Here is a 26,350-nt window from a genome sequence, read left to right on the forward strand (position 1 = left end):
GGCGACAGTCATGTTCCGTATCGACCTTCGGCGCCTTATCCTGTGGATCAGCCTGCTGTCGGTCATCCTGGTCGTGGCGGGCGGCCTGCATGCCAGCTATCTGGTGCAGCGCGATCTGCTGCTGCACAACGCGCTTGAGGTCAACCGCGCCTACGCGTCCAAGCTGGCGACCACCACGAATGTGTTCCTGGGCGACGTGCTTCGCTATCTGTCTTACAGCGCCGATGTGCTGTCCGACATGGAAGCGCATCCGAGCCTGATGGCCGATGAGACACGGCGTCAGCAGGAACAGTTGGGGCATTTCAATTCCAGCGTGGTCGTGTCGCCGCAGGGCAAGGTGATTGCGGTGTCGTCGTCGTACCCCGAGCTGCTGGGGGCACAGCTGACGAGCGAGGCGTCGAAGGACGCGATCCGCACCAAGATGCCGATCATCAGCGAGCCCTTCAAGGCCAGCAATGGCCGCTGGCTGATTCTGTATTCGCACCCGATCTACTCGCACGATTACCGCTACCTGGGCTATATCGCCGGCACGCTGTATCTGCACGAAGACAATGTGCTGGACCGCCTGCTGGGCCAACATTTCTACCGCGACGATTCATTTTTGTACGTGGTGGACCGCAACGGCACGCTGATCTATCACCCCGACCGCAGCCTGCTGGGCCAGACCGCCCCCGACGACGAGATATTCTCCGCCGCCCGCCGCGGCGAAACCGGCGAGATGCGGTTCACGGACGAACATGGCCGCGACATGCTGGCGGGTTACGCGCCGGTGGCCAGCACCGGCTGGAGCATCATCGCGCAGCGCCCGGTGGACAGCACGCTGCAACCGCTGAGCGACCTGCTCATGGCCACCGCCCGCAATACGCTGCCGCTGCTGCTGCTGGCGGTGGCGTCGATCTGGCTGCTGTCGCGCTGGATTGCGCGGCCGCTGGGCGAACTGGCGGGCATTGCGCGGCACATGCAGGACCCGGATTCCGCGGAGCGCATCCGCAACGTGCGTTCCTGGTATTTCGAAGCGGCGCAGCTCAGACGCGGGCTGCTGATGGGGCTGGCGTCGATGCATCACAAAATTCGCGATCTGCGCCGCGAGACCACGACCGACACGCTGACCGACCTGCTGAACCGGCGCGGCCTGGACGAAGCGCTGGCGCTCTTGCAGGCCGACGAAGCGCCAGTGGCGCTGCTCGTCATCGACATCGACCACTTCAAGAGCATCAACGACCGCTACGGCCACACGGCGGGCGACCACGCCTTGCAAGCGTTGGCGATGGTAATGAACGACAGCTCGCGCAGCGGCGACACGCTGGCGCGCGCGGGCGGTGAGGAATTTGTCATGCTGATGCCAGGCGTGCCGCTCGCCGCCGCCGTCACCGCCGCGGAACGCCTGCGCCAGCGACTGGCGGCACAAGATCCGCCTGGCGTGATTGGGGCACCCATTACCGTATCGGTTGGCGTGGCGCGCTATCCCGACCACGGCGCAACGCTGGACGCCGTGTACCAGCGTGCAGACCAGGCGCTCTACTACGCCAAGAATCACGGCCGCAACGCCGTCTGCGTGGCCGACAACGACACCCCCGACGGCGCGCGCCGGGCGTCGCCCGGCTGAAACTGAACGCCCCCTACTTGCCCTTCGCAGCCGGAGGCGCCGGCGCCTTGGGCGGTTTGCGCATCTGCTCAAGCAAGGGGCCGCACGCGTTCTCGTCGTTCGTGCTGGGCGCAATCAGCGCCAGCAAACCGGCAGCGGGCGTCAACAGCACACCCAACGCCACCGCCCCCGCCCCGCGCGCCGCCAGCGGCAGCACATGCACGCCCACGTCCGGCGAACCGAAGGTGCCGCGCACGTACAACGGCGAGCGCAGCGAAAAGATGCGAAAGCCCTTGCTGTCCGGCGTGATGTCCATGTCCACGGTTTCGTTCTTGAAGTCGGCCGTGCCGGTAATGGTGATCAGCGCGTTCTCGGTGTCGAACACGAACACGCGCGGCGTCACCACGCCCTTCTTCATTTCCAGGTCGGCCGCGCCGCAATTGATGTTGACCTCGTCGTCGCCAAACAGTTTGGACACCACGTAATTGCCCACATTCAGGCCCGCGATTTCCATCAGGCTGCGGCTGATGACGCCGTCGTTCACCAGCATCTTCACGTCGCCCGTGGCGGTGCCCAACAACGCGGCCACCGAATTGCCCGTGCCGCTGACGGCCAGGTCGCCGTTCAACTCGCCCAGCGTTTTCTGCATGGCTTCGGTTGCCGGGAACAGCTGCTTCAGGCGCAAGCGGCGGGCATGCAGATCCACCTGGCCGTTCATCGTCTCGGTGGCGCCGTCCAATTTGATAGTGCCGTTGATGTTGCCGCCCGCGATGCCGAAGCGGAACGGGTCCAGCGTCAGCTTGCCGTCTTGCAAGACCACATGCACAGACAAGTCGGACAAGGGCAGCTTGCTGTCGTGGATGATGCGGCCGGCATCGAGTGCAACGTCGGCGTCCATGTCGCGCCAGCGGTCGGTGCGGAAGGCCTGGGTCGGCAACACCTTGCCTCCCTTGGGTTTGGCCGGCGCATCCTTGGACTTGTCGGCGGGCGCGGCCGCCGTGCCGCCTGCGGGCACACCGATCAGCGGCCCCAGGTCCACCATGCGCAACTGTTTGGACGACAGCTTGCCCGTGAGCTTCGGGCGCGGTGCGCCCAGCGCGAACGTGATGTCGCCATGCAGATCGCTATTGCCGACTTTGCCGTTGAAGTCCTTGTATTCAAACACCGCGCCGCCGGGATGATGGAGTTTGGCGATCAGGTGACCGTCCGTGGAATACGGCGGCGTGTCTGGCAAGGTCACGCCTGTCAGCGGATACAGCTGCGCCATCGATGCGCCCGACAATTTCAGGCGCAGATCCAGCGCGCCCAAGTTGACCGGGTCGGTCAGGGTGCCCGTTACCGCCGCACGCGTGCCGCCGATGGACACGTCGGCCTGCACGGGGAAAGGCTGGCTGGCGTCTTGCAAGGCCAGCATGCCGCCCACCTTGCCTTCGCCCTTGGTGGGCAAGCCTTTGAATTTGCCTCCCACATTCCAGCCGAACACGTAGTCGCGCGGCGCGGGCGCTTTGCCGTCTTGCGGCACGAAGGCGGCGCCGGCCACGTCCGCGAAGGGCACGGGTTTGCCCAACGGATCGACCAGCACGGTCAGGTCGGCCTTCAGGACTTCATCGACATAGCCCACGCGGCCCTTGTCGAACCCGATTTCGTTGATGTCCAGCACCCAGGGCGAAGGCTCGCCTGTCTCGGGCAAAGTGAAGACCCAATTGGCGCGGCCGTCGGCCAGCCGTTCAAGGTCGGCGGCAGGTTCGGTCAGCTGGATCTTGCGGATGACGACGCGCTGGCGCAATAGCGGCAGCGGCGCCAGGCTGAACTCGCCGCGCTTGAGCGTGGCGAAGTTCGGCGCTTTGGCCCACGGCGCATTGCCTACCGAGATATCGTTGGCGATGACGTGCGGCCATGGCACCCAGGCGCGCCATCCGCCTTCGGCCGGTTCGCGCTCCCACTTGACGCTCAAGTCGCCGTTGATGGCGAAGGGCCGGCCGATGGCGGCGCTGGCGCGCTCGTTGATCATGGGTTTTGCGCGGTTCCAATCAAAGGTGGCGATCACCACCCCTGCCACCAGCACGAGCAGCGCAAGCCCGCCTACAATCCCGATCGCTATTTTTCTTGTGCGCGTCATGGTTACTATCCTTGGCGTTGTGGCCAGCCTGTGACCGCCAGCCCTCGTTACCTGCAAGGGTATCGCGGCTCACCGCAAGGGTTACGCTTGCCGGTCCCATAATGTGTGCGGATCTTTCCGCCCGCATTCGGCCCTGGCTGCGCCCCTACGCACCGCCGCTCAGGGTTCGCGCAGCATGAAGCGTGCCTGGCGCCAGGCCAGATAGTTACAAAGCGAAATGGCGGCGGACGGCAAAATAGCGGTCAGGCTGCGGAATTTCACGGAATTTTCAACGCGGCTACTGTTCCAATGCCGATCGATTGATTCCGCCCTACCGGGCCGGATAGCAAGAACAACCTGGAGGCCCGATGCGGCATTCGACTTTGATTTTCGTGGTGGCGGCATTTGCATTGCTGACGCTAAGCCGCCTGGCGCTGGCCGCCTGGCAGTGGCAACGCGTGCGCAATGCGGGCGGCTTGGTCCCGCTGCTGCTGGGCGGACTGCGAATCGACGCGCATCAGATCGCCGTGCTGGCCGCGCTGCCCGCCGTGCTGTCGCCGCTGCTGGGGCACTTTCCCATTGCCGCAACGATTGCGGGCTATTGGTATCTGATTGCCTTTGTCTTGCTGGCCTTTCTGGAAGTGGCCTCGCCGCCCTTCATCATCGAATACGACAGCCGGCCCAACCGCCTGTTTGTGGAATACCTGAAGCACCCGCGCGAAGTGTCCGGCATGCTGTGGCGCGGCTACAAGCTTGCGCTGGTGGGCGGCTTCGGCGCGCTGGCGCTGATCGGCTGGGGCGCCTTCAACCTGTTCGGGCACGCCCAACCCGACGCGCCATTGACCTGGTGGCAGATGCCGATCGCCAGCATTGTCATTCTGGCCGTGGTCATCCTGGCCATACGCGGCACGCTGGGCCATCGCCCCATCAACCCGTCGTCGGTGGCGTACAGCTCTGACGGCATGCTCAACACGCTGGCCTTGAACTCGCTCTACAACGTGTTCTACGCTATCTACAGCATGAAGAACGAGAAGTCGGCGTCCGACGTCTATGGCGGCATGGACGACGACAAGATGCATGACCTGGTGCTGGCGCAGGCCGGCCTGCCCAACCCCCCGTCCAACCCCGACTACCCCAGCCTGCACCACCATCCCGCCACACGCAAAACGGCACGCCCGTTGAACCTGGTGATCATCCTGGAAGAAAGCCTGGGCGCCCAGTACAGCGCCGGCTTGGGTGGCGCCAACCTGACGCCGGAACTGGATGCGCTGGCGCGCGACGCCTGGACGTTCACGCGGGCGTACGCCACCGGCACGCGCTCGGTACGCGGGCTGGAAGCGGTGGTGACGGGCTTTCTGCCCACGCCCGCGCAAGCCGTGCTGAAGCTGCCCCGTTCACAGCGCGGGTTTTTCTCGCTGGCGGATCTGCTGGGCCGCCACGGCTACCATTCGCGCTTTATCTATGGCGGGGAATCGCACTTCGACAATATGAAGGGCTTTTTCCTGGGCAATGGCTTCAAGCAGATTGTTGACCGCGCCGACTTCGTTGACCCCGCTTTCGTTGGCACCTGGGGCGCGTCGGACGAAGACATGTTCAACCAGCTGGACCGCCTGCTGCGCGAAGATGGCGACAAGCCCACCTTCACGCTGGCGTTCAGCGTGTCAAACCATACGCCGTGGGAATACCCCGCTGGCCGCATCCAGACGGAAGGCAACCCCGCCACGGTAGAGAACACCGTGCGGTATGCAGACTGGGCGCTGGGCCGTTTCTTTGAACGCGCCAAGGCGTCGCCCTATTGGGAGAACACCGTATTTTTGGTGGCGGCCGACCATGATTCCCGCGTGTTCGGCGCCAGCCTGGTGCCGGTGCGCCACTTCCATATTCCGGCTGTGATCCTGGGCGCGGGCATTGAAGCGCGCCGCGATGACCGCCTGATCAGCCAGATCGACCTGCCCCCGACCCTGCTGTCGTTGATTGGCGTGGACACCGAGCACCCGATGATCGGCCACGACCTGACCCGCAGCACGCCGGGACGCGCCATCATGCAGTACGACAACACCTACGGCTACCTGAAGGAAGACGAGCTGCTGGTGCTGGCCCCCAACAAGACGCCCGTGCAGTACCGCTACACCGCGCCGGAAGACTACGCACCCGTGGCGTTGAACCCGGCACTGGCCACCGAAGCGCTGGCGCACGCGCTATGGCCCAGCTGGGCGTACCGCGAAGGCCGCTACAGCCTGCCGGGCAGCGCAGAGAAAGCCGAATAACTACGTGGGCCGTTTGAAGCCCTTGCGAGCCTTGTCGCTTAGCGCGTGGCAATGGCACTGCGGGCTGTGGTCATTCACCATGCCGACCGACTGCATGAACGCATAGACGGTGGTCGGCCCAACGAACTTCCAGCCTAGTTTTTTCAGCGCCTTGGACAAGGCGATGGACTGTTCTGACGTAGACGCGCCCAACGTGGACGGCGCCCCTTTCGGGGCTTCGTAGCGCCAGAAGAACGCCGCCAAGGACCCTTCCTTGTCGATCATTTCCAGCGCGCGGGCCGCGTTGTTGATCACGGCTTCGATCTTGCCGCGATGGCGCACGATGCCGGCGTCAGCCAGCAAGGTCAGCACCTGCTTTTCGCCAAACTTGGCCATCTTGGCGGGTTCGAAATTGGCGAAGCCGCGGCGGAAGGCCTCGCGCTTGTTCAGGATGGTGCGCCAGCTGAGCCCCGACTGGAAACCTTCCAGGCAGAGTTGTTCGAACAGGGCGCGGTCATCGCCTTGCGGGCGGCCCCATTCGGTGTCGTGATAGGCCATGTATTCGGCGGATGTATCCACCCAGCCGCAACGGGCAAGCCCGTCGGGAAATTCGGTTTTGGCGTTCAAGGCAGAGCTCCAGGCGGCAATCAGGCTACCGATGCTACCGCAGCAACGTCCCCGAAAAAAGTCGTAGCGACCGCAGTTCGAATCCAGCTATTATTTGCAGCCCTGATCCCGCGCCGGCCCTCTGCGCGCGCGCTCCGGACCCGTCAACGGGCTTGCAACCACGCAAGCCCGTTTTGCGTGGGCACCGGGCAGGGGCAGACTTTCGAACTCCCGACCCATGTCCCTGCTAGAGACCGCTGTCCTCACCTTCGTTTCCCCCGCCGTCCTGGCCGGTGACGATCCGAACGCCAACCCCTGCCTGGACTGCGGCGCATGCTGTTCGCATTTCAGGGTGTCGTTCTATTGCGGCGAACTGGCGGGCGAAAACGGCGGCCAGGTGCCCGTGGAACTCGTCACGCAGATGAGTCCATTGCGCGCCTGTATGAAGGGGACGGAAATGGGCGGCGGGCGCTGCATCTCGCTGCGCGGCGAACTGGGTCAGCCGGGCATCCACTGCGCCATCTACGAAAACCGGCCCACACCGTGCCGTGAATTCGACATCTGGATGCCGGATGGTTCGCCCAACCCCGATTGCCAACGCCTGCGCGCCGGACTCGGCTTGCCGCCCGTGGCGCCGCGGCCGGATGCGGAAAACGATCCGCAAGGCCCGCTGCATCCGAATCAGCCCGCTGCGGCCTGAGCCGCCTGGGATTCCGCCTGGGATTCCGCTTGGGATTCCGCTTGGAATGCCGCTTGGAATGCCGCTTTGAATGCCGCTTTGAATGCCGCGTTGATTGCCGCGTTGATTGCCGCTTGTCAGGCCGCCTGTGACGCCAGCGCGTGTGGGGATGCCGTTGATCGCGCCATCGGCCGCTTGCGCGTTCTGACCAGCTCGGGGTCTTTGCCCACAAACGCCAACACGCTGCGCATGACCCGTTCGCGCTCGTGGTCGACGCAGATCATGTGATAGCTGTCTTGCAGCAGCACGACTGCCGCGCCCGGAATGCGGTCGCCCAGAAAGCGGGCCGAGCGCGGACTCGTCAGCTCATCTTCTTCAGCGTGCATGATCAATGTCGGGCAACCCAGCGTGTCCAGGCCACGCTGCACCATCCCGCGCAGGCGGTCCACTTGCCGCACGCAGGCCAGCGGCACCCATTGATAGTGAAAGCCGTCACCCCGCGCGAACCCCGCCTTGATGAAGGCGCGCACCAACTCGCTCTTCACGCCATATGGGTCTTCTTCCTGCACCCGAATCCGGCGCGGCACGCCCGGCACGCGATACAGCAGATAGCGCAGGCCGCGATACCAGGGTGTGCTCCATCCATCCAGAAACACCGGCGCCGACAGCACCACCAACGCGCCGCGCGTATGCGATTCACGCTTGCACAGCTCCACGGCCAGCAGCGCGCCCAGGCACATGCCGATGACGTGCAGCACGTCATACTGCACGGCAAGTTCGCGGTAGCGCTGCGTGACGACATCCATCCAGTCTTCCACCCGCACATCCAGCAGGTCTTCCGGCCGGCCCGCGTGGCCGGGCAAGGTCACGCCATGGGTTTCGATGCCAGCACGCGCCAGCACTTTGTGCAGTCCGCCCATATCGAATTCCGTACCGCCCAGCCCATGTATGAGCAGCGCGCCGGTGCGCGGCGGGCTCAGCAGGTCATCCATGTCACACCCCAAAAGCATCTTGGGTGGACGACGACAGCGATCCACCCCCGGACGCCATACTAGGGAGGCGGCTCGCATGAAGATCCGCAAAAATGTCGGAGAAAAGTGAAGACGTGTAAAGGCGGCAGCCCGACGGCAAAAGCGCTGCGCAAGACGAAGAGGCAGAACAAGGAGCGGCAGCCGCAGCGCTGCGGCACCCGCGCAAAAAGTGACGGCTAGTCGCGGTCGGCCAGGTAGCGGGTGGGCGTTGCGCCAAACGCGCTGCGGAAACTGCCGATGAAGGCGCTGGTGCTTTCGTAGCCCACCGACAGCGCGGCTTCGGTCACGGAACCGCCACGGCACAGGATTTCCAGCGCGCGCAGCAAACGCGCCTGCTGGCGCCACTGCCCAAGCGTCACACCGGTTTCCTGCCGGAAGCGTCGCATCAGCGTGCGTGACGACATATTCAAACGCTGCGCCCATTCCTCAATGCCTGCCGTATCGTCAGGCTGGCCCAGCAGCGTGTTGGCCAGATCCTGCAAGCGCGGATCGGTGGGCATCGGCAGCAACAGCGGCGCATGCTCGCGCTGCTTGATCTCTTCCAGCAGCACGTCGAACAACTGCGCCAGATAGCTTTCCGACAATTCCCCAGCCTGCTCACTGACGAATCGGTCGATCAGCGCTTCGATCAGTTTGGATGACGGCCATGAACGGCAATGCGGCGGCAGGCGGTGGCAGGCATCGGCCCGCACGTACAGGAAGGAACCGCGCGCATCGCCAAACCATCTTGCGCCATGCTGCGTGCCGGGTGGAATCCAGCCCAGGCTGCCCGGCATCACCGTCCAGACTTCCGCGCCCGCTTGCACCACGACCAAGCCTTCATGCACCAACACCAGCATGCCCTCGTCATGAACATGCGAGGGCACGGCAATGCCTTTGGATTCCCGCCGCCCGTGCACGCTGAATGAGGTCAGCAGCACGTTGGGCTGGGCGGGCGCGACGGCCACATGAAGCATGGTTGGCAGGTTTGAGCTACAGGTTGACGGGTTCCCGTTAGCGGGAGCATTTGAAAATGTACATCATTCTCATCAGTCGGGCATCAGCCCCCCGAACGGAGAAATCATATGGACACCACGCGGCTGCGCGACGCCGGCATCAAAGCCACTTTTCCTCGAATCAAGATTCTGGACATCTTTTATCAGCGCGCGAACCAGCACATGAGCGCAGCGGACGTCTACCGAAATCTGATCTCGGACCACAGCAGMATCGGCCTGGCGACGGTTTATCGCGTCATCACGCAACTTGAAGACGCCGGGCTGCTCAAACGTACTCAGCTCGACGCGCACACGACCGTGTTCGAGCTCAATGACAAGGGGCATCACGACCACATGGTCTGCACGCAATGCGGGCAGATCCTGGAGTCCAGCGATCCCGCCATGGCGCAACTGGTGCGAAAGATCGCCAAGCGCAGTGGCTTCGCGCTGGACTCGTACAGCCTGGTGCTCTACGGCGGGTGCGGCTGCAAACCCAGCGCCCCCGTCATCCCTCACGGAGATTTCGAATGAACCGCGATCAGTTTTTCTTCCACGACCTATCCCGCTTTCCCATCGTGACGGCCAAGCACGGCGGCGCGCCCGCGGGATACTCGGCCAGCTGGATACGTGAAATGGAAATGCTGGTGGACAATCCACAGACCTTCGTCATGGTCGTGCCTGACATGCGCCAGGAAGCCAGCCACGACGACCGCAAGGCCATGGTCGAATGGCAGACCACCAACATGCCGCGTTTGAAGGCGCGCTGCCGCGCGTTCATCGCCGTTGAACGTGAACCGCACGCGCTGGACAAGATCCGCAAGCGCGGCGAAAAGATGGCTCGCGCATTCGGCATGCCGTTCCTGGCGGTCGCTACTGCCAACGAAGCGATGCAATGCGCACGCGAACTGCTGGGCCATAGCGGCCCCGGCGGTTTCGTTGTGGATTGAACCGGCTTCCTGCCCGTTTCTTTACAGCGCGCCTTCGGGCGCGCTTTGCATTGGCGCACGCCTACTACGATTCACCATTGCGCCGCGGTAATAACGTGATTGCCGAAATTAGAATGCAATATTGATAAATTTGCGATTGTGGCAAAAGGTGGAGCTGGAATAAATTCCACCTCTGGCACATTCGCCTGTCCTGCATGATTGGGACGGGCATCCTGGCGCGCCGGACTCTCCGGATGGCGCTTGTCTGCCCATCCATGGCGCAACCCGCCATCGCTTCCGTGGTCCGTACCTGTTGGCCTGCGCGTTCACGAGACGCCGTGGCGGGCGGCTATTCCAACGCCATCCGCCAAACGCGCGCTATTTTGCGGCTGCCAACCGCCTGGACTCGACATTGAGATTTACGGCATTCACATCAATGAAGCGATTCCAATTCGACAGCACCGCGCTTCGTTATTTTCTGACCGTCGTCGACACCGGGTCCGTCAATGGCGCGGCGGCTCGCCTGAACGTCGTCAGCTCCGCCGTCAGCCGGCAGATTGCGGGCCTGGAGCAGCGGCTGCAGAACCAGCTGTTCGAACGGCATCCGAAGGGGATGCGCGTCACCGAAGTGGGCCGCATCCTGGCGGACCACGCGCGCCGGGTGGAAGCCGACGCCGCCCGCACCTATGCCGAGATCGGCGGGCAAAACGGCCGTTATACACAAACGGTGAAAGTGGCCGGCGCGCATGGTTTTGCGGCACAGGCCTTGCCGCGAAAATTTGCCGCGTTTCAGGCCGAACATCCGTCGGTGCGATTCAACCTGACCGTGCTGGACGCGGGGCTGGTCACCGAACGCGTGCGCTCGGCGCAGGCGGACATCGGCGTCACGTACAGCCATGCCGCCGAAAAAGATATCGCCGTCATCTTCTCGCGCCCTGCCGAAATCGTCGCCGTGATGCGCCCGGGCCACCCTTTGTCCGTGCACGACGCCTTGCATCTGACGCAACTGTCCGCCTATCCGCTGGCGCTTCCCGAAGGCGGCAGCGCGCTGCGCCGGCTGCTGGATATGACGTCCAGCCTGTACAACATCACCTTGTCGCCCGCCTTCACGTCCAACCTGCCCGACGCGGTCTACAACTACTTGTTGACTGGCAATGCCGTGACCTTATGCGCACGGCTATCGGCATCCCAAGAGCTCGATAGCGGCCGGCTGATCTGCCGCCCCGTCGACGACGCCCTGCTCAATGGCGGCCAGATCCAGGTACAGACCCACGTGTCCCGCCCCTTGCCGGACGCCGCCCATCGCTTCCTGCGCTTCATCCGCAGCGACACGCCGCCGCTGTTCTGATTCCAGCCGGCCCCTGCGCGGCTTTCCGCCCCTTGGCATCAAGGCGTTGCCGAAACCAGAACGGGCCAGTGAAAAATGATCAATTGTTAAATATGTAATTCAAACTTACATTTGGCTCGGGTTTACCACTAGATCTCGGCCAATGGCGCTTGCGCCGTCGGCCTTTGCAGGAGCCTTGCCATGCTTAAGAACCTGAAAATCCGAACCGGACTGCTAGCTGTCCTGACCCTTTTCGTCGTGGCCCTGGCCGGCGCCACCAGCATGGGCTGGTTGTTCGCCAAGGCGGCCGACGAGGCCGTCGACGACCTGAACCGCGTGTCCACGGAACAGACCCGCCCGCTTTATGAAACCCAGGTGCTGTTGCTGCGCACCCGCATCACGCTGGTGGCGGCCTATCTGGATGTGCAGGCGGGCCGCGGCGCGCAGGCGCAGGCAAGCGTGGATCAGGCAACCAAGTTCCTGAACGATGCGCGCCAGCGTTACGGCGTCTACCAACGCGTGCCCAAATTGTCGGAAGCCGGCCGCAAACTGGCGGGGGATCTGGATGGCACGTTCAATGCCTATGTGCGCAGCATTGACTCGCTGGGCGAAGCGCTGCAAAAGCAATCGGCCGAGCAGTACGTCACCGCCGTCGCAGACGCCCGGGCCGCCGACGCCCGCTTCGAAGAACGCGTCACCGCCTTTCTGAACCACACGGAACAACGCGCGGTCGAGATCAACACCGCCTCGGACCGGCGCTACGACCAGGCCGAAATCTCTACCATCATCATGCTGGCCCTGGCGCTGATTCTGGCGATTGGATGCTGGCGTTTCATCAGCCGCCAGGTGCTGTCGCCGCTGAAGGACGCGGCCGTGCACTTTGACCGTATCGCGTCGGGCGACCTGACCCAACGCGTGGCCGTGGGCGCCGATAACGAAATCGGCGTGCTGTTCGCCGCGCTCAAACGCATGCAAGACAGCCTGACGCGCACCGTCGCGGAAGTGCGCCGCAGCGTGAATGAAATCAACACGGGCGCAGCGGAAATCTCGTCGGGCAACACGAACTTGTCTTCGCGTACCGAAGAGCAGGCCGCGTCGCTGGAAGAAACCGCGGCCAGCATGGAAGAGCTGGCCACCGCGGTGAAGCAGAACACCGAGCACGCGCATCAGGCCAACGCGCTGGCCGCCGAAAGCCGTGGCGTGGCCATGCGCGGCGGCGACGCCGTGCATCAGGTCGTAGAGACCATGGCGCGCATTTCGGACAGCTCGCGCCGTATCGCGGAAATCGTGTCGGTGATCGACGGCATCGCTTTCCAGACCAATATCCTGGCGCTGAACGCCGCCGTGGAAGCCGCCCGCGCGGGTGAACAGGGCAAGGGTTTTGCCGTGGTGGCAGGCGAAGTGCGGTCGTTGGCGCAGCGCAGCGCGCAGGCCGCGCGCGAGGTCAAGGACCTGATCGAACAGTCCACCAGCAATGTGGACAGCGGCGCGGAACAGGTCCGCCAGGCCGGCGAGACGATGCAGGAGATTGTGAGCTCGGTGCAGCGCGTGACGCAGATCATGGCCGAGATCACCGAGGCGTCCACCGAGCAATCCATTGGCATCGACCAGATCAACCGCGCCGTCACGCAGATGGACGACGTGACCCAGCAGAACGCCGCGCTGGTGGAAGAAGCGGCCGCCGCGGCGTCCTCGCTGGAAGATCAGGCCAAGCGCCTGGCCGCCACCGCCGCCTTCTTCAAGGTGCCTGCCGAAACCATCATCGACGTCACGGCAGAACCCGCCCCGGCCGCGCTGCGCACCGCCTACGCGGGATGACATTGCGTGAGGGTTGCGGGTCGCCTAGGCGGGATGACATTGCGTGAGGGTTGCGGACCGCCTACGCGGGCTCACATGGCGCGAGGCGGAATCATCCTTTTGTCCGAGTCTGTTCGTCCTAGGGCGCGTGGCTGACTTAAGAGTTGGCCCGCCAGGCCGTTGTCTAAGGGCAGGCGCCGCGTTTCGCACGGCGCCGTCCGCCCACCCGATGATGAGCCGCCCCTCATGAACCGCGCCCTCGCCTGTATGTTTTGCCAATCGACGCTGGCGCAAGGCGCGCCGCTGCTTGAGAAGAACGGCGCCGCCATCTGCAAGACCTGCGTGGATCAATTCTCCGACCGCTTCGCCGAACGCGCGTGGGCCATGGCGTCTACGTTGCAGGAACAGCTGGATGTACTGCTGGAAGAAAGCCGGCGGGCGCTGGCCCAAAGCGAATCGCTGTCTGAACGGGCGCGCACGTGCGGGCTGAGCCTGCATGCGCTGGCAGATGCGTCGGCACGCACACCTTCTTGAACCCGGGCGGGTTCCCGCCTTTCTCCCTATCCCTTTCACGCAATCTTTTTCTACGCAGTCTTTCCTACGCAGTCTTTTCCACGCAATCGCGACAGACGAAAAAAAAGCACCGCGATCACTCGCAGGTGCTTGTTTCTCTTTCCGCTTGAACAAAAAGCGGGGGTGGTGGGCTGAGCGAGACTCGAACTCGCGACCAACGGATTAAAAGTCCGCAGATCTGCAAATCCCTGTAAGTCACAATGTCTTTTTAATCAACGACTTGCAACGATAGCCCCAATCCATCAACTGGACATTCAACCAGGGGTTTGCAGAGATTTAGGTTCATTTTCAAAGATTATGGACAAGATCTGGTCAAGGCCGCCATCAGGCTCGTCACACGCTCCCCCGTAGGCCATCCCGTCTCGGGCCGCATCAGCGATCCCTCCGTTTAACCCTTCAATCCCCGCCGCGCTCTCCCGAAACCCTATTGAGGCCAACGGGACGGCGTCCCCCTCGTGCACTGAATCGCTTGCCCCCCATGGGGGCAAGCGTTCGCGCTCGTCAAAATCGAACGCAGGAGCCCCGTATGGCCAAGTCGCCCACGGCCTATCCCACGGCCGCCGCCTTTGAATTCCCTTCTACGGCTCGCGCAGCACGTCACGCAGCCCGGACATGGTTCGAAACCGCTCCCACTCTTACTCCAGCGCAATTCCGTGATCAGCAATTCCGGGACCATTGCAAAGACAAGCCCGACTCTGCCCTCGAGCGCAGGATCCGGCGGGCGGCCTTCAGACAGGCGTTCGCCGAAGCTATGGGGCATATCGTCGTAGAAGAAGCACGCTTCCATGCGCTCCCTGCTTGAACGCCCCATAACGTTTCGGCTTTCCGATGCCGCACGTCGACGTTACGAAAGCGCTGCTGCGGAACGTGGAATGACGCTCTCCGCGTATCTGCGGGATCGGCTCGAAATCGACGACCAGGTCGCCGAACATGTCTCGCAACTGCGCCTCACCCTGCTGGACGGCGGTGTTGGGGGGCAACCCGGCGAGTCTCTACTGCCCCTTTTGGTGGAAATGCTGTTGCTCACACGGAGGATTACCTCCCCGGGAGACCTCCGCGCCGTTCACCTAGAACTGGACCGTCAAGGCGTCACGCCCTGGACTGCCCCGTAACCCCTGAAAACCCTTCGGTCTATGAAAACTGCTTACGCTGCCTTCCGACTGTTCTTACTTTCGATCTTCCTTCTGCCACAGACCGTACTGGCGGAGCCTGTACTGGATCTGCCTACGATCCTCCCACGTCCGGCGGACCTGGTTCGTCGTCCTATTCCCCCATTGCCTCCTCTTCCGCAGCGCATACGAGAGAACCTCGACCGCGACACTTGGTCCTCGGCCGACGGATTGGATTGGGGCATCAAGATTGCTGAAGATGACGACGACTATGTCGTGATGTACCTATCGTCGTCKGCATGTGAACGCTGGCAGCGAGAAGGCAAGCGGTTGAAATTGCGGACTCTATATATAAACGGAGAGTCGACGGAGACGGCCGCGTGTCGCCCCGGCGTCAACAAGGCTCAGTACATGAGCCCCCGGCTGGACGCGAAGGACTCTGAGGCAATCTTGTTCAAAAGCCGCCCCGCGCCTTAGCACAAGCTGAGCAACTCCTGACGCCAGGCCTCGTCTGTTCGCTGCCAATTCGGCATCGCTTCTTGGCAGGCGCGACCATCCCCTTCCCGGCGAACTCGCCAAGCTCCCTACGGAGTATTCCCAATGCAAGCTTTCCATTTGGCGGCCGTGTTCTCGGCGGCCTGCCTCCTTTCGGCCTGCGGATTCGTTCCGCCTGCCCCTCCGACACCTCCGGACTCCGGACGAATCCTCATCAACCACGCGGATCCGCGCACCGTTCTACCGGGTAAATCGCCGACAGCCCTGGCCTCGGCAGACATTCCCCCCATTCCCGTGCCTGAAGCGCCGCCCAAGCTTGAAAGCCCCACACCCGTGGGCAGCACGCCATCGCCGGCCACTACAGGCGCAACGCCTGCAACGCCCAGCGCCAGCTCCACCGCGCCGGTAGCGGCAAGCGAAGCGATCGCGCCACCAACCGCTGCCGACGCAAGTCCACAGCAGATCGCTGCGGCGCCCGGCCCGGTCCTCACCGTGGAGGTCGCTTCGACGGAGCCGGTCGCCGAACCGGAAATCGTGGAACCGCCCAAGCAAATTTGGCGCATAAGCCCGCAGGACGGGACGGTCCGCCAAGCTCTCGTGCGCTGGGCGGCTGACGCCAACTGGACGTTTGGGCCTGACCAGTGGGAACTGAATTTCGACATACCAATACAGGCCCCGGCCGAGTTCGAGGTGGCCTCCTTCCGGGAGGCCACCCAGGCGCTGTCCCAGGCGGTCGCGATGAGCGAATCGCCTATCCACCCCTGCTTCTACGGCAACCGCGTCTTGCGCATGTTGCCCTTCACCCGCAGCTGCAACCGATCCCCAGCCACGCAATCCTAGCCGTGGCGTTGACCAGGAATACCCATGACTGCATACCGCACTGTAGCGGCCGCACTGACGCTTGCAGCGCTGTCTGGCTGCTCCGCGCTCCAATCGACAGACCGAGTCAGCGCCCGTGCTGACCACGAAGGCTCCAAGGGCGCGTTCGCTCTGGACGCCTTCAAAGGTATGGCAGGCGACACCGACCGGGCCAAAGGCCAAGTCGTAGAACTGCCTTGGATCGCAGGCCGGCCCCAACCGCTCGCCCGCGATGTCACCCTGCCGCCGGCGCTGCGCGCCAACGTCAATACGACGCTGTTGTTCGAAAACAGCGCGGCCGACCTCAACACCCTTGCCGACCGCATCCAACTCGCAACGGGAATCCTGACCCACGTGTCTGCCGACGCTTTGCTGCCGGCCGAGTATTTCCTTCCGCGTCTGGCGGTCGAACAAGGCGTTGCTACAGCAAGTGCGAACTTTGCTGCCGCGACGGCGGACACGCTGGTTCCAGCCCTTGTACCCGGGATTGCCGTCGACCGGATCGCAGGCCCCGTCCTGCCCCAAGGCGTTGCCCGCACGAAGATGGCCCCCCTGCCCCCGGGCCAAGCGCCCCTCGCCACCGTACTGGACTCGATTGCACTGCGGTTGGGCGTCTACTGGCGCTACGACGAGAAAATCGGCGCGCTTCGCTTCTATCGCACGGAGACGAAAAGCTACGTCGTGCGCACATCGACCCAGGCAGCTGAAGAGAACCTTCAGCGCGATATCAAGTCGGCAAATTCGACGCTGGCGGACAAGTCGACCAACAGTTCAAAGGAAGAGGCCCGCGAGCTGGCGGCGGTCGTCACCAAGGTCAGCCAATTCCTCAGTCGCGCCGGCGTGATCAAGTCTGCGGACGGCGCGGCCAACACCATCGTCGTCACTGACACAAAGGACGCGCAGGACCGGATCGGAGAATTTCTGGACGCTGAGAACCGCCAGATGACACGCCGCGTGCGGCTTGTCTTCGAAGAAATCACGGTCCAACGCGACCGACTCAACCAAGGGAGCATCGACTGGAAGATTCTGTTCAACAGCCTTGGGCGCGAAAACACTGCATCGGCAATTGGCGTCGGCCCCTTGCTCGACGTGGCCAAAGCTGCCGGCAGCGTGGGCGCATCGGTGGGCAGTGGTCCCTTCGCCGGCACCAACATCGCACTGAGCGCGCTTTCCCAGCTCGGTTCGATCGTCAATCACAAGAGCATTCCGCTTCTCTCGCAAAACCGCCGACCCGCGAAGTACGACACGCGAAACACCTTTCAGTACATCAAGGATCTGCAACAAACTCAGAGCACGTCCGACAGCTCGGCTCCCACGGTCACGGTTACGCAAGACGAAAAGACGGTCGGCACCTTCCTCACCGTCGTGCCCGATGCGCAGGACGACGGCCAGGTGCTCTTGACGATTGCCTACGACGACACCCGACTCATCGAAATGAAGAAGGAGCCGGTTGGGTCGCGTGATGATCAATCGTTCGTGCAGCAGACCAACATCGGTGGCCAAGGGCGCGTACAGCAGGTAATGGTTCGCCCCGGAGAGCAAGTGGTCATTGGCGGATATCAACAGTCTGCCGACAGTTCGACCCGCCGCCGTCTCGACGACAAGGCACCGATGCTCATGGGCGGGTCTGACGCCTCGCAAGAGCAGCAACTGCTGACGGTGGTGTTGGTAACCGCAATTCCAGAAGAAGGATTCTGACCGTGGCAACGCGACAGAAAGTCGCTCGGCGCACGAGCTACAAGCTCGTCGCGATACCGGGCTCGCCGAATCAACTTGTCCTCGGGCTCAAGTGGCGCACCGTCCTCGGGGAAGACCTGGAAAAGCTTGCCCTCAAGACCGCCCGCAAAGCACGGGCAACGCACTTTGTGCAAAGTGATGCGCGCAGTTCGTCGGTCGGCTTGTTGGCTGCCAAAGGAAGCGAAACGCGTGCAAAGAGCAGAGCAACGCTTTTCTCTGGCGCCGCTGCTTTTGCGCAGATGCATCGACATGGCACGCATATCGTTGCATGCACGCTCCCCGATCAATCCGTATGGTTGGCGGCGGTCGTCGACGGGGTGGTGCAGACGGGCGGCGACACGATATTCCCCGACCAGGAAAAAGCAAAGAACGCGGTCGAAGAACTGACTGCGCGCTACCGGGAACACCAGGTCCACAGCAACTACATCACGCAAGCGCGTTTGTTCTCGTTGCAACAGCTCACTGCACATGTGAATGGACAGTCTGCTTTGCGCAGGGCGTCCTTTAGGCTGTCCATGGTGTCGCCCATATGGTGGGTGCTCATAGCTGCGGTCGTCGCCTACGAGGCATGGGATTACGGATCCGCTTGGTGGGACGAACGGCAGGCGAAACTACATGAAGAGGCCCAGGCGGCACAGCCCCATTTCGACGCCAAAGCGCTATGGGGAAGCGCTATCAGCGCTTGGGCTAAGTCGGTAAAGACCCAGGGCGGCGCGGGCATGACTGAACTTCTCAATGTCATCCTGACGGTACCAGTAGAGCCCGGGCGCTGGCGGTTGACGGAAGTCGACTGCCGACCAAGCGCCGGGTCGTGCACCGCCACATACCGCCGTACACGTCTGGCCGACAACCATACGCTGCGGGCAGCACTGGCCGAATCGTTTCGCATCGTCCATCCGGATTTGGATACTGCTACCGCAACATGGCCACTTCCGAAGGCGCGCTCGGCGCCAACTGTGGCCTTGCGGGACCTCCCGACGGCAGCTGCGATCCAGACAACGTGGGAACCAAGCTGGCAAGCGCTTCGGCCCGCATTGCAAGACTTCACGCTGGCAAAGCCGGCGAGCGTGCAGATTCTCGTGCCCAACATCAAGTTGCCCAACGGCCTGGAAGAACCTGTGCCGATGCCATCGGGCACGAAGCTGCCCGCCAGCCGCGCACTGGTGATCAATGCGCCCCTGCGCTCGCTCTATGGTCTGGCCTTGCCGACGACAACCCAGATAACGCAGTTGCATGTGCGTTACCAGCCGGACTCAGCCCCCGGACTCGCCGCGAGCGCGTTCTCGGCCACCTTGAAAGGAGATATCTATGTACTCGCGCCGTGAAACTTCGCTGCGCAATCGGCTCGCCCTTTGTCTGGCGGGCCTCGCCCTGGCGATTGCCCTACCTGCCGGCGTATCGGCGCAATCCGACAATCTCTCCGTGGCGCCTGAAGCTCCTGCTGCGCCGCCAAGCCACCTGGTGCGCGAGCTGCTGGAGCATGACGCAAAACAGGCGCTCGCCATTGAACGCGAGAAGTCGAAGACTGCTTTTGCTGGCACGCCGCTCGCAGTGCCGTCCGTGACAGGAATCACGCCGGCGGATGCGGAACAGGCAGCCGCGCCCTCAGCATCACCGCCGAAACAACGCCTGGCGCGGCTAATTGCCATCGTGGGCGTTGGACGCCACCTCGCAGCGCATGTGCAACTGGAAAACAGACAGGCCGTGTATCTGACCGGGAAAGCCGCACCGGTAACAGGCGCTGGCCAGGGCTTGCGTCTGCTGGAGATTTCCCCTCCCTGCGCCACGTTCCTGTCTCAAGAGGAAGAGACGTTCACCTATTGCCTAGACGAGAGGGCACCATGAAGTTCAGCATTTTCCAATGGGCTCGGCGAATGACGCGCATGTTGCGCGTCGGCTTTCGCGAAGAAGAGCCGGCGCCGGTCCTGAGCATGTCGCTGACGCCTATCCAAACTGACGATTCTCCAGAAGGCCATCTTGACTCTTTCGAAGACGTCGAGAACATGCGCCCCGCGTTCGAGCTGCTCCGCGTCGATTGGTGCGGATCCGAAGCTGCCGCTAAAGCGTGCGTGGCAGAACTCGAAGGTGAGCGGTACGTAGTCTTCGTCAAGCAAGGGGAACAGGACTCCGACCTATACCGTGCCGTTCTCCAACGCGCTCGGGAGGCCACAGGGCGTGGCAACGTGGACGTGTACACAGTTAACCCCGTCGTGTTGCTTGCATTAGTACGGGAGCGCATGCAGGCCAAGGACGTTAAGCAGCGCACGTCCAAGACGCGAGCGCTCGGCGCACGCTCCGCGGTGCGCGTCGGGTTCCATGACTTGGCCGCTTGGGCCGTCCGTAACGGAGCGAGCGACATGCACTTGAACATCGACACCACGGCGGCAATCTCTCACGTAAGCGTGACGATCGACGGGCAATACACAACGCCCAAACAGTTGGCGATGCCGACCGAACGCCTCATCGAAATGGGCAACGTCGCCTGGTTGGACGTCCACGGCGGCAGCGGGCTATTCCTCGATATGACCAATGAACAGCAGGGTCGGCTTTACGAAGTTGTGGACGACCGCTCTTACATGCTGCGCTGGGGATCATTTGTGGCGGACAAGGGACCGTCCATCACCCTGCGGATTCTGGACATGGACGCCAAAGTTGAGCCGGTGGACATGGAAACCCTGGGCTTCCTGCCTTCGCACGTCGCAAAATTTCAACGGTGCCTGCAAAGCATGGGCGGCGCCATCGTGACGGGCGGCATTCCGGGATCGGGAAAGACCGTCACCAACGCCCAATTGATCGTGCGGCTGCCCGCAACACGCAAGGTCATGACGATCGAAGATCCCGTCGAACTGACCATTCCGCGCGCGTTGGCCGCCAGTGTCTCTCGATCGCTTGATGGCTCGGACCGCGACACGATGCGGTCCAAGCTTATGGCACTCAAGCGCGCTGCTGCGAGCGACGTCTTTCTTGGCGAAATCCGCGATTCGCTTACCGGATCGGCGTTTCAGGACATCGTCTTATCGGGAAGCAGTCTCTATACAACGACGCACGTTGGCCACGCGCTCTCAATTCCGCAGCGATTTGCCTCCAGCGAAATCGGCGTTCCGCGAACGACTTTGGGCACGCCCGGCGTTCTGAAGCTGCTCTCGCACCAAGCACTGATGCCGGTCACCTGCGACTGCGCACTGCCGGCAGATTCACTGCTGGAAGGCGCCGCCGATAGATTGGGAGTGCGCCGATCACGCGATGACTGGGCCCGCTACCTAGACGTTATCGAAACCCTGTACGACTTCGGCAGCGGTCGCATCAAAGTTAGCAATCCGGACGGTTGTGAGAAATGTCGAATCAAAGGGATTCCGGAGCTGTTCGGGTACGCCGGTCGGACAGTTGTCGCTGAAATGTTCGAACCGTCTTCAGATCCAGAAGCGCTTCGTGCCATCAGCAGCGGCGATGAGCTACGTCTACGGGAGATTTACGCCGGTCACAGGACGGCCGCATATGACCACCCCGACATGGAAGGCAAGACCACCATGGACTGCGCTGTCTACAAAATGAGTCAAGGCCTGATCGATCCACGGGACATCGAGCCGCATTTCCAGGCTTTTGCGACGCTATTACGTGAAAGGAAACCGGAATGAAACTGCCGTTCGTACTCACAAGAGTTGGGCAAGCCGCGCGAAAGTTCGCTCGAAAGCGAGCCGACTGGTATGAGTACCTGGCGGACATAGCCGAGGACACCCAGGGAAAGCGCACGATCTTGAACATTCTTGACGGAGACGCCCAGCGCTATGGGCGGAGCGCACGGGGGGTCCTTTCGACATACTGGGCACACAAGATTGTCGAAACGGGCAACATCGGGAAAACGCTCCACGGCACGCTCCCCCCAAAGGAAGTCGCCGAATTTGTCTCGTTACAGGGCCAAGACCAAGCGGTCCTATCAAGCGGCCTGCGCGATATGGCCAGCCTCGTACGGTTGAACTCCAAGCTCCGCTGGATCCTGATCACAACGCTGCTGACCTCCCTGGTCGCAGTGATCGTGTTATGGCTCGTGGTTATGGTCGCGCTTCCCTACGTCACTGCCCCGATGATCGTCGACACGTTACCTGCTGTCCCCCGCGCTTACCTGAGCGCGTCCACCCATGCATTCTTTGATCTTGCCGAATGGATACGGCAAAAGGGCATTCGTCTTTGGTTTGGGGCACTTGTAGTTGGAATCGCATTCAAGCTCTCGTTCCCCTACCTGGACGGTCCGATACGAAGGTTCCTAGATAGATGGGGGCCCTATCGCCTTTATCGGGACGTTCAGGGCATTGGTGTCATCAGCACTGCGGCAACCGCGGTTAAACCAAGGACCGGAAAAACCATGCAGCTACGTGAGGCCATTGAACTCCAGTTCGACGGGGCTTCTCGTTGGCTAACGGGCCGCTTGCAGGCCATTCAGCACCGACTCGAAGACTCGAAATCAGGCGCGCAGGTCTTTGACGTTGGACTGATGGACCGGGAGACCTATTGGTACCTCGAGGATCTTGCAGGCACCCAGGGCTTGGACGCCGCATTGCAGAAGACTCGTGTCCGAATGGAGTCCGTTGTCCTAAAGCATGTCGAAACGCGGGCGAAAGTGCTCCGCTGGGTCATTCTGACCCTCGCCGTCTTGGCAATGGCGGGCATCTTGGGGTGGCATCAAAGCGTGCTCTGGGATATGCAAAACGCCGCATTGCTCGACTCGATGAGCTAGCGTGCCCGACCCTCAATTCTGATCGCGGCCATCTTGCCGATGGTCACCACAAATCCTGAGTATCTGGAAATCAACATGAAGCACACCACCATGCAACTGCAAGTCATCAATACACGCGTTGCCCGCCAGCGCCTCCGCCAAGGAGGATTCACCCTTGTTGAACTCGCCGCGGTGCTCGTACTTATCGGCGTCCTCATCATGATAAGCATGCCCTCCATCAAAGGATTCTTCGTCCAAACCCGGGTCGGGCCGGCGGCTGCCGAACTCCAGCGCTTCATGACGGCGACGCGCTTGCTGGGCGAAGGCGACTCCGTCACGCCTTACGCAGCCATCAACAATGCGTCCAATCTGGCGCCCGCAATGGCCGAGTCTTCCGTCTTCAAGGTGAACGGCGCCACGGTGGCGCACCGCCTGGGCGGCTCTGGCGTGGGCTCGAACGGAACCATCACAATCGGGCCGGTGGCTCTCGGGGGTGGTGCTATGGGCAGCGGTCTGGGGTTGACGCTAACCAATGTGAACCACAGGGCCTGCCCCGGTTTGGCCACCACGTTGAACTCCGTCTCCGAGATGATCAGTGTGAACGGAACAGCAGCAAAAACGCTAGGCACAAACAACGAACCAGGCTCCTTCAATGCGGTAACTGCTCAAGACCTATGCGTGAAGGGTGACAACAATACGTTCGTCTTCGCCACGCGATAAATCCGTAAACCCGCGAGCCGGGCGTGGCATTGCCTCGCCTGGCATTGCATTGATGACGAAGCTGCCATGTGTCCTTCTGACGTTTCCGTGCCTCGATCAATACCCCGCCAGGCTGGCTTCACGCTTATCGAACTGATGGTAGTGATCGCGCTCGTCACGCTCGCCATCGTCCTTGGCGGACCGGCGCTTAAGCGACAAGTTGACGCGACCGCTGCGGAATCCACCGGCCGCTACCTTGCGCAACTTCGCGGCGCAGTAGTAGACCTTCAGGTCAAGCACGAAGCTTGGCTGCGCGGTGAGAACATCGCCAGCGCCCCAGCTGGCACCTACCCCCCACCACCAGCACTTAGCTGGGTCGCCGCCCCAGGAGCCCAGGTCGCACGAGGTGGTGTCGCGGATCTCGCAGCGCTAGGCCTGCTGCCGCCTGGCACGCCACGCTTCCCATCCCTCGGAGAAACCGCCCGCTTCATCCTTGTCCGCGACGGAACATGCCCCGGCGAAAACTGCCGCACGGGCGCTTACGTATATACCTGCCAACCGATCAGCGATGTGCGGAGTCGTCGACTCAATGACACCTGCACCGCACCGGCCGGCAAGGCTGCTCGGTTCAATCAAGTTCTGCTTGGCAAGGTGATGGCGGCGTCCGATGGGTACGGGGGTCATGACGCCAACGGCGGGGCCAATGTGCGCGGTCCGCTTATGAATATTCCGCGCGGCTGGTTCGACTTCGGAGCAGAGCCCGGCCACGCCGTCCTGGCAGCAGGTTTGAGCGCCACGCCATTCGGTCAATTTGTCCGCCACGGAGAAACCAGACCAGTCACGTTCAACAACACCCTGACGGTGGCCGGTGCGATTCAGACCAACACGGGCCTACTGCTCAACACGGCCGTTGCACCTGGCTCGGCGTGCACACCGGAAGGGTTATACGCGTCTACCGCAAACAAGCTGCTTGCCGTTTGCACCGGTGGCGTGTGGTTCGCCCAAACCGGTCACGTCATCACCGGCACGTACGGCGATCTTCCCAACGACGCTGCAATCCCCGCTGTCACCTGCCCGGCAGGGCTGTCACCCTGGCGGCAGGTCGCGCTACAGGCCGTCGACGCTACGGCACGCGGCGGCGACATCAACATCGGTGGTGCGATCGGCGGCAGCATCCAAGGCTCCGGCTATGTCAATGCCGCCGGCGCCGTGTCGGTCGGCGGTTCCTTCAGTGGCACATTTCAGAACTCTGGAAATAGCTACGTCCGAATGGCGCAGCGCGCCAGCCTCGCCGGTGACCGCGTCGTGATTTCACCCCCAGACATGGGCGCCCGCGCCTCGGTGATTCAAGGCTGCAAGAACTAGCTCCTCCAGCAGGTCTTTCCCCCAAGCCGCATATCGAGCGGCAAATCTATCGGAGATATCCATGTTCCTTCCCTCCACGCGAGGACAGGGCAGGGCTTTGCTCGCCCTGCTGTTCGCGCTGCTCGTGCCCACGGTCAGCCAGGCGTCTACCCCGAAACAGGCGGACGTACAGTTGCAGACCGATCTGAATACGATGGTCGTGCGTGTCGACCAAGGTGCGCCGCTACCGCCAGGCGGCTGCGTCGGTGGCTACTCCTGGCACACGACCTACGGCGGGTGCCGAATCGCCCAGACGCAGGCGGAGTATTCGCAATGCCCTGCCGGGTACACCGGCAATCAAGTCCGCTACAGGACCTACTACGTTCTACAAGCCAACGCGAACGATGTGGCCTACGAGGGATGGGGGCCGTGGCAAGACGGCTGCACGGCATCCCGCGCCGGCGGCGTACTCGATGTTGTGATCGCGAAAGCCCGTGGCAACGAGACGGGCGAGACGTTCGACAACAGTTTGGGCGGAACGATAGCCGCACAGATGCAGGTCAATTACGGAACGATGTTCGGCGCCACCATCTATCGCCCCACCGCCGAACTGAACTGCATCCACGCTACTGGCACGACGTCCGGGGACACCGCGCGGGTCTGGATGGGCCAGCTGATGCCGCCCGGCACTTCAGTGACCAAGGGCGCATCCGGCTACTGCCAGCTCTCCAACGGAAACCGAACCGCCACTTTGTTCGGCAGCTGCGACACAGGAAGCGGTGGTGACGCTGACGTCTGCCAGGGCGCTACGCGCGTTGTCAACATCACGTCTGTTAGCGGGTGCACGGTCACAACCGAGACGCGCTTGAGTGGCCAGCTCATCGATGTTGGCAACTACGGCATCTGCAACTAACTAGGGAGAACCAATATGCGACCCCTCCGACACCTGCTCCTCCTCCTGGCGTTGGCACTCGCGCCGGTCATCACGCCGGCGTACGCCGCTGGAGCGCCCAGTGTCGACGTCGGTGACGTCCTGGAAGGCGACAAGCGCCTGGCATGCGAAGCCATTCTTTGCTTGTCCAGCGGCACCCGGCCCAGCGAGTGCGCGCCGTCCCTGTCGCGATACTTCGGCATCAACATGAAGAAGCTATCCGACACGCTGGAAGCCCGACGCGATTTTCTATCGTTATGCCCCGCATCAGAAGACTCCAAGGAGATGAGCGACTTGGTCCGCGCCATTTCACAAGGTGCAGGCCGATGCGACGCCGCTGCGCTGAACGTCGCACTTCAGACATGGCGCGGCGGCAACGACGACGGTGGCGCGATCATCAGCAACAAGCGGCCGGGCTACTGCAACGTGTACGCGGCGCATGAATACACAGCTTTTGACGATGGTCTACCGCTTTACGTTGGCACCCCCGTTGACGGGGGCTACTGGGTAGAGCCACGGGACTATGAGCGCGAACTAGCCAAGTATCAAAAGGCACTTGCCGAGCGCAAAGAGCGTGAACAAAGCGGCAAGGGCCCGGGCTTTGGCATGGTGGGGAATTGACGC

23 protein-coding genes are annotated in these 26,350 nt (G+C 62.6%); 19 read left to right on the plus strand and 4 right to left on the minus strand.

The genetic code is table 11. The features are described 5' to 3' along the window. The first annotated feature begins 10 nt into the window (after positions 1-10). A complete protein-coding gene (locus AC1DB0_RS22970) occupies positions 11-1,606 on the plus strand; it encodes a diguanylate cyclase (protein ID WP_476757839.1) in 1,596 nt (531 codons plus the stop codon). 13 nt (positions 1,607-1,619) lie between these two features. On the opposite strand, the gene AC1DB0_RS22975 is transcribed toward AC1DB0_RS22970, so the two are convergent. After that, entirely contained in the window at positions 1,620-3,704 is a 2,085-nt protein-coding gene (locus AC1DB0_RS22975; protein WP_476757840.1) for an AsmA family protein, read from the minus strand. 347 nt (positions 3,705-4,051) lie between these two features. Between AC1DB0_RS22975 and AC1DB0_RS22980 the strand changes: the two genes are divergently transcribed. Beyond that, the gene (locus AC1DB0_RS22980) at positions 4,052-5,950 is read left to right on the plus strand and encodes an LTA synthase family protein (RefSeq protein WP_476757841.1); all 1,899 of its coding nucleotides are present in this window, start codon (positions 4,052-4,054) and stop codon (positions 5,948-5,950) included. Here AC1DB0_RS22980 and AC1DB0_RS22985 read toward each other — a convergent pair whose 3' ends face one another. Further along, on the minus strand, positions 5,951-6,556 hold the full coding sequence (locus AC1DB0_RS22985; RefSeq protein ID WP_476757842.1) for a DNA-3-methyladenine glycosylase I: 606 nt from the start codon (positions 6,554-6,556) through the stop codon (positions 5,951-5,953). A 217-nt stretch (positions 6,557-6,773) separates the two neighbouring features. Here AC1DB0_RS22985 and AC1DB0_RS22990 point away from each other — a divergent pair, with 217 nt between their 5' ends. Next, positions 6,774-7,235 (plus strand): YkgJ family cysteine cluster protein, encoded by a 462-nt coding sequence (locus AC1DB0_RS22990; RefSeq protein ID WP_054420495.1) that lies wholly within the window; start codon positions 6,774-6,776, stop codon positions 7,233-7,235. 116 nt (positions 7,236-7,351) lie between these two features. On the opposite strand, the gene AC1DB0_RS22995 is transcribed toward AC1DB0_RS22990, so the two are convergent. Both AC1DB0_RS22995 and AC1DB0_RS23000 read right to left on the minus strand, forming a co-directional pair. Beyond that, positions 7,352-8,206, minus strand: coding sequence for an alpha/beta hydrolase (locus AC1DB0_RS22995; RefSeq protein WP_476757843.1), 855 nt, complete (start codon positions 8,204-8,206; stop codon positions 7,352-7,354). Positions 8,207-8,421: 215 nt separating this feature from the next. Then, positions 8,422-9,201: a helix-turn-helix transcriptional regulator gene (locus AC1DB0_RS23000; RefSeq protein ID WP_082386879.1), complete on the minus strand. Its 780-nt coding sequence runs from the start codon at positions 9,199-9,201 to the stop codon at positions 8,422-8,424. A gap of 108 nt (positions 9,202-9,309) precedes the next feature. Between AC1DB0_RS23000 and AC1DB0_RS23005 the strand changes: the two genes are divergently transcribed. From AC1DB0_RS23005 to AC1DB0_RS23080, 16 genes are all read left to right on the plus strand, one after another. Beyond that, positions 9,310-9,750 (plus strand): transcriptional repressor, encoded by a 441-nt coding sequence (locus AC1DB0_RS23005; RefSeq protein ID WP_476758745.1) that lies wholly within the window; start codon positions 9,310-9,312, stop codon positions 9,748-9,750. Continuing rightward, positions 9,747-10,166 carry a hypothetical protein gene (locus tag AC1DB0_RS23010; protein ID WP_054420493.1) on the plus strand — a complete coding sequence of 140 codons (420 nt, stop codon included), beginning with the start codon at positions 9,747-9,749 and terminating at the stop codon, positions 10,164-10,166. Before AC1DB0_RS23005 ends, AC1DB0_RS23010 begins: the two co-directional genes overlap by 4 nt. 415 nt (positions 10,167-10,581) lie before the next feature. Next, positions 10,582-11,493 (plus strand): LysR family transcriptional regulator, encoded by a 912-nt coding sequence (locus AC1DB0_RS23015; protein WP_054420492.1) that lies wholly within the window; start codon positions 10,582-10,584, stop codon positions 11,491-11,493. A 180-nt stretch (positions 11,494-11,673) separates the two neighbouring features. Beyond that, a complete protein-coding gene (locus AC1DB0_RS23020; RefSeq protein ID WP_476757844.1) occupies positions 11,674-13,290 on the plus strand; it encodes a methyl-accepting chemotaxis protein in 1,617 nt (538 codons plus the stop codon). 225 nt (positions 13,291-13,515) lie between these two features. Continuing rightward, positions 13,516-13,803, plus strand: a complete 288-nt coding sequence (locus AC1DB0_RS23025; protein WP_054420490.1) for a ClpX C4-type zinc finger protein — start codon at positions 13,516-13,518, stop codon at positions 13,801-13,803. A gap of 824 nt (positions 13,804-14,627) precedes the next feature. After that, a complete protein-coding gene (locus tag AC1DB0_RS23030) occupies positions 14,628-14,954 on the plus strand; it encodes a hypothetical protein (protein ID WP_447577113.1) in 327 nt (108 codons plus the stop codon). A 597-nt stretch (positions 14,955-15,551) separates the two neighbouring features. Then, a complete protein-coding gene (locus AC1DB0_RS23035; RefSeq protein WP_476757845.1) occupies positions 15,552-16,286 on the plus strand; it encodes a toxin co-regulated pilus biosynthesis Q family protein in 735 nt (244 codons plus the stop codon). A 24-nt stretch (positions 16,287-16,310) separates the two neighbouring features. Next, positions 16,311-18,002 (plus strand): type II secretion system protein GspD, encoded by a 1,692-nt coding sequence (locus AC1DB0_RS23040; RefSeq protein WP_476757846.1) that lies wholly within the window; start codon positions 16,311-16,313, stop codon positions 18,000-18,002. Positions 18,003-18,004: 2 nt separating this feature from the next. After that, positions 18,005-19,366: a hypothetical protein gene (locus AC1DB0_RS23045; RefSeq protein ID WP_476757847.1), complete on the plus strand. Its 1,362-nt coding sequence runs from the start codon at positions 18,005-18,007 to the stop codon at positions 19,364-19,366. Then, the gene (locus tag AC1DB0_RS23050) at positions 19,350-19,886 is read left to right on the plus strand and encodes a hypothetical protein (protein WP_175172188.1); all 537 of its coding nucleotides are present in this window, start codon (positions 19,350-19,352) and stop codon (positions 19,884-19,886) included. The genes AC1DB0_RS23045 and AC1DB0_RS23050 overlap by 17 nt, the downstream gene beginning before the upstream one ends. Then, positions 19,883-21,676, plus strand: coding sequence for an ATPase, T2SS/T4P/T4SS family (locus AC1DB0_RS23055; RefSeq protein WP_476757848.1), 1,794 nt, complete (start codon positions 19,883-19,885; stop codon positions 21,674-21,676). The genes AC1DB0_RS23050 and AC1DB0_RS23055 overlap by 4 nt, the downstream gene beginning before the upstream one ends. Continuing rightward, positions 21,673-22,773, plus strand: coding sequence for a hypothetical protein (locus AC1DB0_RS23060; protein WP_476757849.1), 1,101 nt, complete (start codon positions 21,673-21,675; stop codon positions 22,771-22,773). Before AC1DB0_RS23055 ends, AC1DB0_RS23060 begins: the two co-directional genes overlap by 4 nt. Positions 22,774-22,848: 75 nt before the next feature. Then, the gene (locus AC1DB0_RS23065; RefSeq protein WP_447577107.1) at positions 22,849-23,472 is read left to right on the plus strand and encodes a pilus assembly FimT family protein; all 624 of its coding nucleotides are present in this window, start codon (positions 22,849-22,851) and stop codon (positions 23,470-23,472) included. 699 nt (positions 23,473-24,171) lie between these two features. Further along, entirely contained in the window at positions 24,172-24,816 is a 645-nt protein-coding gene (locus AC1DB0_RS23070; RefSeq protein ID WP_476757926.1) for a hypothetical protein, read from the plus strand. Between the two features lie 61 nt (positions 24,817-24,877). Further along, positions 24,878-25,708, plus strand: coding sequence for a hypothetical protein (locus AC1DB0_RS23075; protein WP_476757850.1), 831 nt, complete (start codon positions 24,878-24,880; stop codon positions 25,706-25,708). A 15-nt stretch (positions 25,709-25,723) separates the two neighbouring features. Continuing rightward, positions 25,724-26,347, plus strand: a complete 624-nt coding sequence (locus AC1DB0_RS23080; protein WP_050445752.1) for a TrbM/KikA/MpfK family conjugal transfer protein — start codon at positions 25,724-25,726, stop codon at positions 26,345-26,347. The last annotated feature ends 3 nt before the right edge of the window (positions 26,348-26,350 follow it).

Source organism: Achromobacter sp. 10T422 (genome assembly GCF_056394065.1).